Annotated in this window: 6 protein-coding genes; 3 read left to right on the forward strand and 3 right to left on the reverse strand. The window is 37.6% G+C overall.

The window, feature by feature from the left end:
* Positions 1 to 138 precede the first annotated feature (138 nt).
* From gdhA to HQN83_RS19545, 3 genes are all read left to right on the forward strand, one after another.
* Positions 139 to 1,479 (forward strand): NADP-specific glutamate dehydrogenase, encoded by a 1,341-nt coding sequence (gene gdhA, locus HQN83_RS19535; RefSeq protein ID WP_173092520.1) that lies wholly within the window; start codon positions 139 to 141, stop codon positions 1,477 to 1,479.
* A gap of 336 nt (positions 1,480 to 1,815) precedes the next feature.
* Positions 1,816 to 4,509 carry a sensor histidine kinase gene (locus tag HQN83_RS19540; protein WP_173092522.1) on the forward strand — a complete coding sequence of 898 codons (2,694 nt, stop codon included), beginning with the start codon at positions 1,816 to 1,818 and terminating at the stop codon, positions 4,507 to 4,509.
* Positions 4,509 to 5,258: a LytR/AlgR family response regulator transcription factor gene (locus HQN83_RS19545; RefSeq protein ID WP_173092524.1), complete on the forward strand. Its 750-nt coding sequence runs from the start codon at positions 4,509 to 4,511 to the stop codon at positions 5,256 to 5,258. The genes HQN83_RS19540 and HQN83_RS19545 overlap by 1 nt, the downstream gene beginning before the upstream one ends.
* A gap of 10 nt (positions 5,259 to 5,268) precedes the next feature.
* Here HQN83_RS19545 and HQN83_RS19550 read toward each other — a convergent pair whose 3' ends face one another.
* From HQN83_RS19550 to HQN83_RS19560, 3 genes are read right to left on the reverse strand one after another with little or no spacing between them, the layout of a single operon-like run.
* On the reverse strand, positions 5,269 to 5,769 hold the full coding sequence (locus tag HQN83_RS19550; RefSeq protein WP_173092526.1) for an SRPBCC family protein: 501 nt from the start codon (positions 5,767 to 5,769) through the stop codon (positions 5,269 to 5,271).
* A gap of 2 nt (positions 5,770 to 5,771) precedes the next feature.
* A complete protein-coding gene (locus HQN83_RS19555; RefSeq protein WP_173092528.1) occupies positions 5,772 to 6,086 on the reverse strand; it encodes an ArsR/SmtB family transcription factor in 315 nt (104 codons plus the stop codon).
* Between the two features lie 24 nt (positions 6,087 to 6,110).
* Positions 6,111 to 6,491: a DoxX family membrane protein gene (locus HQN83_RS19560; protein ID WP_173092530.1), complete on the reverse strand. Its 381-nt coding sequence runs from the start codon at positions 6,489 to 6,491 to the stop codon at positions 6,111 to 6,113.
* Positions 6,492 to 6,698 lie beyond the last annotated feature (207 nt).

A 6,698-nucleotide genomic window follows, 5' to 3' on the forward strand; every position in this document is an offset into this window, starting at 1 on the left:
TGAAAAAAACATATTTTTATGCGGGAATCAAATAATAAAGTTCTATAACGAATTTTCCATTTACTTAGGACCTCCAGGCCTAAAGCATTTTATGCGTTTAAGCCAAACTCATCATTTTTTTAACATTTAAACCAACCAATGGATTCATCGATCAACACCTTTATGGGTAAAATAGAATTACGGAATGCACATGAACCGGAATTCTTACAGGCAGTATATGAAGTAGCAGAATCAATAATCCCTTTTAGTGAAAAGAATTCAAAGTATAAAGTAAACAAGATTTTAGAAAGAATTGCGGAGCCGGAAAGGGTGATTATTTTTAGAGTGCCTTGGTTAAATGATAAAGGTGAAGTAGAAATTAATCGTGGATTTAGAGTTCAAATGAACAGTGCAATTGGCCCTTATAAAGGTGGCTTGCGTTTCCACCCATCTGTAACCCTAAGTGTTCTTAAATTCCTTGCTTTTGAGCAGGTATTTAAAAATAGCCTTACCGGTTTGCCAATGGGCGGTGGTAAAGGAGGTTCGGATTTTGATCCTAAAGGTAAATCTGATGCTGAAGTAATGAAGTTTTGCCAAAGCTTTATGACAGAGTTGTATCGTCATGTTGGTGCTGATATAGATGTTCCAGCCGGTGATATTGGTGTTGGTGCTAGAGAAATAGGGTTTTTATTTGGTCAGTACAAACGTATCAGAGGTGAATTTACCGGTGTTTTAACCGGAAAAGGTTTCGAGTGGGGAGGAAGTTTAATTCGTCCTGAAGCAACCGGTTACGGAGTAGTTTACTTCGTAGAAGAGATGTTGAAGCTGAAAGGCGATTCATTAAAAGGAAAGAACGTTGTAATTTCAGGTTCAGGAAATGTGGCTCAGTATACCGCAGAAAAGTGTATTGAGGTAGGAGCAAAGGTATTAACCTTGTCAGATTCAGAAGGTTTTGTATACGATCCGGAAGGAATAGATACTGAAAAGCTTAAGTTCATTATGGACTTAAAAAACAACCGCAGAGGAAGAATTAAAGAGTATGCAGATAAATATAACTGTCAATTCTTTGCAGGCGAGAAACCTTGGGGTATTAAATGTGATATCGCTTTCCCCAATGCTACTCAAAATGAAGTAAATGAGAAAGATGCTCAGATTTTGGTAGATAATGGTTGTTTTTGTGTTGCAGAAGGAGCAAATATGCCTTCCACACCAGAAGCTATCCATGTATTCGAAAAAGCGAAGATATTGTACGCTCCAGGTAAAGCAGCCAACGCAGGTGGTGTTGCTGTTTCCGGATTAGAGATGTCGCAAAACTCACTTCGTTATTCATGGGATCGCGAGAAAATTGATGTTAAATTAAAAGTGATTATTGCTCAGATTCATCAGGCTTGCGTTAAGTATGGCAAAGAAGATGATGGCTATGTAAACTATGGCAAGGGAGCAAATATAGCAGGCTTTGTTAAAGTTGCTGATGCAATGATAGCGCAGGGTATTGTGTAATAAAACGTATTGAGCATTTGTCGTAAGTCGGCCGTCATCCTGAATTTATTTCAGGATCTCGCATTAGCCAAGCCTTCCTTTCTCTTGAGAGATGCTGACCTCGAAGAAGCTGCGAAGCAAAATAAATTCAGCATGGCGAGCGCTTTAGCTGAACGTTAAAAGCAATAAATACTGCTAAATATTCAATATAGTGAAGCAAACAAAGGAACCTGTATCACAAAATTGATCAGGTTCTTTTTTTAGTATTTAACCAAATAATAAGTGAAAAGTGTTGCCTGCTAGATGAACCAAATTATAGCCACCTCATTTAGGGTACTTTGTTTCAAATCTTAAATTATGAAACGAAACAAAATTTTAAGCATAGCAGTATTTATGCTGCTTTGGCTACCCCAACTACTGTTTGCTCAGCAGGAAGATTCATTCTCCAAAATGAAACCAGGTGATTGGTTTGAAGTGAGAGTGAACGATTACAATGGTTATTTGTATGAAATGAAATATCATTTAGCCAAGATTCTGGATAATGGCAATAGGGATTATCACCTAACCTTTGAAAGAATAAGAATAAAACTTCTATCTCCGGGAAGTTTGTCACTTGGGTATGATTCTTATTATCCTGCGTACTTGCAGAGCAACAATGAAACTTTAGATAAACCAGGGTTTCAGCTTCAGGTAAATAAAGTTGGGAAAATAATCAGTATAAAAGCTGATAAGGATTTTCCGCCGGTGCTACTCAATGAAATAACCGCTAGAAAAAAAAGCGGAGGGTCTTCCGCTGAAATGAGTCCTGTGCAATTAGAAACTGCTCAAACAATTTCAGAAACAGTTACAACAGCTATAGGAAGTCATCATAGTAAACTGTTTAATGGGGGTAAGCTTAAAGACTCTAATTTGTCGATATTGCTGTGTGGCGCCTCTTTTTCGTTTCCGAAAAACACCCTACTTACAGGTAATATCAGCAATTTCAAAAGTAATGCCCAGCAACAGCTTTCTTTGTATAGTGCTTCTAATGGTGGTTATTTCACAATAGCAGAAGATGGAAGTTTTAAAATTCCGCTTTCAATTAAAGAGCCTATCGATGTACAACTATATGATGAGGGGGATCTGCACATTTCTTTGTTTGTTAAACCCGGAGATACTCTGACAGTAACTGCTGATGGAAATAATATAGAGGAAAGCCTGCGCTTTTTAGGTAAGGGAGCAAGAACTGCTGAGCTTGGTGCGCAAATGGGTAAAATTGAGCGTAAGATAGCAGCCGGAACTAAAGAGGTTGATCCGAAATCTTTTTCTACTGCTGATTTTATGACCCAGCAACAAAAAGATAAAGCCACATTTGAAAATGTATTGAATGCATATAAAGGTCAGATTCCAGAAGATGCATGGAATTATTATTACTTTAAATTCACCTTTGAGCAGGCAACTAAAAAACTTGGCTTCCTTTCAAAAGTAGGTAATCGAAGTACTCCGGGATCAACTGAAATTTTTAAGGATTTCCCTACTGATTTCTTTTTAAGCATTGATACATTGCCAATTTTAATGATTGATCAGACATCTGAAGGATGGTACCAAAGATTTTTGCATGATTTTGATTTGTATCTTGGAGATAAGGTAGGTATGGTGAGCGGTCAGTTTGGTTTTTTTGCCTCTTATCCAAGGTCTTTAACTTTTCTTAAACGTTTCCCGTTGTATTATTCGTTATCCGAATCATTAAAGCAAGAATTGGTAAACAGCACCTGGAAACAAGCTCAAAGTTTAAAGACTTATTATGAGGATCTTATCCGTAATTGTGGAGATTCTATTTTAACGAACCCTGTAAAACAGAATTGGAAAGTGATTAATGCCTGGGCTCCTGGCAAAGCAAGCCCATTGACTAATCTAAAACTGTCGGATGGAAAAACACTGGATTTAAAACAGTTTAAAGGGAAAACACTATGCCTGACTTTCAATTTCCATTATCCTGATAACATTAAGCATTTGATTGAGCGGATAAAGAAGCAAGATCCTAAAAAGGTTCATTTTGTAATTGCTCAGATTGATCAGAAGGAATTTCCAAAAGGCACCATAGATTCTATACTTAAAAGCCTTCCTAATGTAACCTATGTTGAAGTAAGCAGAGATGATGAGCAAAGAGATAAAGCTGTTTTATTAGACTTTTGGGATGTTAAAACATTCATTTTTGACTCAGACCTGAAAGTAGTAGATGACAACATTGATGACAGCTATAAGCCTCAAAACGATTATCTTTTTGAAGACGCACTAAAGCGAGCTATGACAACCAGACAGATGAGTCCGGAAAAGAAAGCCGCATTGATTAGAACAATAGGATGGAGCGCATGCTCCATCCTTGTTTCATTTTTAGTTGGGGTATGGATATATAAAGTAAGGGTGGCCAATCTTAAGAAAAAGGAGTTGATGAAGCGACAGATCAAGGAGTTGGAAATCAAAGCAATCCGATCACAAATGAATCCTCATTTTTTGTTCAATGCTTTAAATTCTATTCAATCTTTAATCAATATTCAGCAATACAAAGAAGCCAATGTTTACTTGCAGAAATTCGCTTTGCTAATGCGTAGAGTATTGAATAATTCTGAAAAAAGCTTTGTTACGCTGTCAGACGAGCTGGAAGCAGTCGAATTGTATTGCGAGCTCGAAAAGCTTCGCTTTGATTTTGCTTTTTCGATAGATATACACAAAGAAGTTAATGCTGATCTGATTGAGATTCCGGGTATGATTATTCAGCCTCTTGTAGAAAACTCAATAGTACATGGTCTTGCTCAAAAAGGAACTGCCGGAGCATTAAAAATCAAAATATGTTTGGAACAAAGTTACCTTAAAATAGAAGTAACAGATAATGGCCTGGGCTTAAAAAAGGAATCAGCAGATCAATCTAGCAATGGTTTTGGCTTAAAGCTGGTAAGAGAAAGATTGAGCTTATTAAATGCACGTGGAGCTAAAGGAAACTTAATTTTAAGCAGTAATTTAGAAGGCGATGAAAGTGGAACAAGCGCGGTATTAACTATTCCTATTGACTGATGAAATTGAAATGTATACTTGTTGATGATGAGGTTAAGAGCCGTATAAACTTGCGACAGTTACTTGCCGCTTATTGCCCTTCTGTAGAAGTGGTAGGAGAGGCCGGTTCCGCTACAGAGGCCTTAAAGTTAATCTCCGCCCAAAAGCCCGATCTATTATTCTTGGATATTGAAATGGGGGAAGTTTCCGGATTTGATATGTTAAAGCTATTGAATGGACATCAAAGTTTTGAAGTTATATTTGTTACCGCGTTTGATAAATATGGCATTCAGGCAGCTAAGGCCTGTGCTATTGATTATTTGCTTAAACCTATAAATATTCTGGAGCTTAGCAACGCAGTTGAAACAGCAACCAAGCAAATCAGCCCGAAAAAGGAAAATGAAAGGCTACAGGAGCTTATTGCAAACATAGATCGTGCAGATGATGAACAGCGGATTGCTGTACCTCTTACAGATAAAATAGAGTTTGTAGCGATAAGTAAAATCATAAGGCTTGAAGCCGAGGGTAATTACACACACATTTATATGGATGGCGATAAGAAATACCTGGTCTGCAAAACACTAAAAGAGTTTCATGAATTACTGGAGCGCTATAACTTTTTGCGTACACACCAATCGCATTTAATCAACTTTCGAAAAATCTCAGCCTATGTAAAAACAGAAGGCGGCTATATCGCAATGGAAGATGGCAGTCAGATCCCAATTTCAAGACAGAAGAGAGAAGATGTTTTAAAGAAAATATTGAGATAACATAGACAAGCTATGTTATCGTCAACAACAACTCGTCTAATTTTTCAAGAGTTGCAATCATTCCCTGTTCCATTCCCATTTGTATAACGGTTTCCAAATCAGCAAGAGATTTGTAAGTCACAACGGTTTCCACTAAAGCATTTCCATCCTTTTCGCTAAAATTTACAAGCCATTCAGCACGTGGCAGATCTTTATTTATTTCACCCTCTGCATTAGTGAAAGCATCCAGCGCAGTGTAAAAATCTATTGGTTGGATTTTTAGATACTCTGTTAGTCCCCAATATTCTGTGCCATTTGGCTCTATCATTGCGTAGTGCCAGTGTCCGCCCTCACGGAAGTCCATTGATTTTGTCTTTGTGGTTAACGGTTTTGGAGCGAACCACTGATTGAGCAGCTCACTTTTAGTGTAACAGTCCCAAACCAGTTGTTGTCCTGCTAAAAATTCACGATTGATGGTTAGCGTATTTTTTACTTTGTCAGCAATGAAGTCAAATTGCAAGTTACTTCTCATTGTTATTTCATGTTAATGGTTAATAAAAGGTCGTCTAGTTGTTGGAAGCGAGTCTCCCAGACCTTGCGGAATTGTTCTAGCCAGTTATCTATTTCTTTCATTTTGTCAATTTCAAGCTGGTAATAGATTTCCCGACCCTGCTGTTCCTGCTTCACCAGTTGGCATTCGGTTAGTATTTTTAAGTGTTTTGAAATACCTTGCCTGGTACTGTCAAAATGCTCAGCAAGGGCACTGGGGGTCATTGCATGCACCGCAATTAAGGCAATAATTGCCCGTCTTGTAGGATCGGCAATTGCCTGAAAAATATCTCTCCTCATTAATTGTAATTTTGAAAGATCAAGTTATTCCTTAATCATTGGCAAGTACTTTTCTCTGTTATCAATGATGACCCACAGAATGATTGCGATCAATACACCTACGATAGGTAAACCTGATGGCGCCACATTGATGTTGGTAAGAAGAATACCGGTTAAAACAGGTAGAATTACGATTGCACCAAGAGCTCTTGTTTTGTTGAAGATCAGTAATGCACCTCCAAGTACCTCAATAGTGCCAACCAAAGGCAGGAGCCAACCTATTACCATAAAAGCTTTCATTGATGTCAACATTTTTTCAGGCAAATCCTTTGGAACCGGCATATAATGAAAGAATTTATCCAATCCGGCATTGATAAACATTAGGCCTGTTAGCAGGCACAAAACGAACATAATTTTTTTCTTCATTGTAATATATTTAAATAGTAAACCAATTGGTTGCAAATATATACGCAACTGATTAGTTGCGCAAATTTATTTACAAAAAGATTTATAGGGATCAAGCGGAATTCTTGGGGGCATGAAACTTTAAGCATAGATTTTAGAAAGTCTGAACAGAAAGAATTTGACATCTCTTACCCCTCTAGAAGTTGCTCTGAAAGCTTTGACCTTTGC

Source organism: Pedobacter foliorum, assembly GCF_013266735.1.
Classification (GTDB): domain Bacteria; phylum Bacteroidota; class Bacteroidia; order Sphingobacteriales; family Sphingobacteriaceae; genus Pedobacter; species Pedobacter foliorum.

Bases quoted from the DNA above. Each gene is read 5' to 3' on its own strand.
- HQN83_RS19540 (WP_173092522.1), top strand. From the start codon at position 1,816: ATGAAACGAAACAAAATTTTAAGCATAGCAGTATTTATGCTGCTTTGG.
- HQN83_RS19545 (WP_173092524.1), top strand. From the start codon at position 4,509: ATGAAATTGAAATGTATACTTGTTGATGATGAGGTTAAGAGCCGTATA.
- HQN83_RS19550 (WP_173092526.1), bottom strand. From the start codon at position 5,769: ATGAGAAGTAACTTGCAATTTGACTTCATTGCTGACAAAGTAAAAAAT.
- HQN83_RS19560 (WP_173092530.1), bottom strand. From the start codon at position 6,491: ATGAAGAAAAAAATTATGTTCGTTTTGTGCCTGCTAACAGGCCTAATG.
- gdhA (WP_173092520.1), top strand. From the start codon at position 139: ATGGATTCATCGATCAACACCTTTATGGGTAAAATAGAATTACGGAAT.
- HQN83_RS19555 (WP_173092528.1), bottom strand. From the start codon at position 6,086: ATGAGGAGAGATATTTTTCAGGCAATTGCCGATCCTACAAGACGGGCA.